The sequence below is a fragment of the Kribbella catacumbae DSM 19601 genome (assembly GCF_000372465.1).
GTDB classification, from domain to species: domain Bacteria; phylum Actinomycetota; class Actinomycetes; order Propionibacteriales; family Kribbellaceae; genus Kribbella; species Kribbella catacumbae.
Genome location: NZ_AQUZ01000136.1, coordinates 1 through 1,518 on the forward strand (window position 1 = coordinate 1; position 1,518 = coordinate 1,518).

General features: G+C 70.2%; 1 pseudogene. It reads left to right on the top strand.

What is annotated here, in order from left to right:
• Positions 1-1,451: pseudogene (locus A3ES_RS56910) on the top strand (hypothetical protein); the annotation flags it as partial.
• Between the last annotated feature and the right edge of the window lie 67 nt (positions 1,452-1,518).

The window sequence follows — 1,518 nt, forward strand, 5'->3', positions numbered from 1 at the left end:
CCGGCGCCGCCATAGCCCCCGCCGCAGATAACTCGCCCGGACCTAGCGCCACCGCGGACTCCACTGCACACGGCTCCCCGGGCCCCGGCGCCGCCGTAGTGCCCGCCGCAGATAGCTCGCCCGATCCTGGTGCTGCCGCGGACTCCACTGCGGACGGCTCCCCGGACCCTGGCGCCGCCGTAGTCCCCGTCCCAGATAGCTCGCCCGGTTCTGCCGTCAACCTCAATCCTGCTGCGGACAGCTCCTCCGACTCTGCCGACGACGCGGGCTCCACTGCGGACAGCCCCTCCGGCTCTGCCGCCGACCCCACTCCTGCTGCGGACAGCCCCTCCGGCTCTCCTGTCGACGCAGGTTCCGCCGAGGCCCCCGGCGCAGATTCCACCGCTGACAGCGCTGAGGGCGCCGACCTTGCGGCGCAGCCGGACCCAGACCAGGCCGGCGGCCCGGCCCCGGACCTCACCACCACGACGGACTTCGCCCCTACGACAGGCACTCCGGCTCCAACCGCTCGCGCAGGCAGGTCCGCGACCCAGGACTCGCACATCGGCAACCCCGAGCCCGACAGCCACCTCGACCCTGGCGCCCCTCTCGATCCCGGTGGTCACGTCGATTCCGGCGATGAAGTGAAGCCAGGCGGTGCAGCGAAGCCAGGCGGTGCAGCGAAGCGAGGACATGACGCGGAGCCGGGAGGTGCCGCGGGTTCTCAGGGCTGGTTTGCCGGTAAGGAGCCGTGGGACGACCACCCCAACGCCGACCGAGATCGGCCCGGTCCCGGTGCCCCGATGGGCGACCGGCCACCCGACCCGTGGGCACCCCGCGACCCCAGCGGCACCCCCGACCCCGAGCCGACCGAGCCAGCCGAACCGATCGAGCCGATCGAGCCAACTGCGCCGACCGAGCTAACCGAGGCGACCGAGCAAGCCGAGCCGACAGAGCCCGTTGAAGTGGCCGCTGGTCGGGCGATGGATGACGCCGCGCACCAGGAACTGCGCCGCAAGCTGACCGCGATCCGCCGCGACGCCTACAGCACCGGCATCGGCGCCACCGGACGCCGCCCGGCTCCCACCACCTTGTACGTGCACATCACCGACCAGACTCTGCTAAAAGGCGACGGTGTCGCCCGCGTCGAGCGCTTCGGACCCGTCCTCGCAACCCGACTCGAAGAGTTGCTCGGCCACGACCAGATCGTCATCAAGCCTGTGATCGACCTCAACGACAACCGGATCAACGTCAACGCCTACGAGGTCCCGCGAGAGATGCGCGAACGCCTCAAGCTCACCTACCCGGTCGAGCAATTCCCCTACGGAGCCGCAGAAACCACCAACAGCACTGACCTCGACCACATCAAGCCCTACAACTTCACCGACACCGGCCCACCAGGCCAGACCAGTATCGCCAACCTCGCCCCGCTACGGCGCTACAGCCAGTTGAGTCGGCCTGGGGCGCGGTGACGGGATTGCTCTCGTTCCGTTTCCCCAGGCCGCTCGCCGAACCCGGCGTGCGTGTTTCCACGCACCG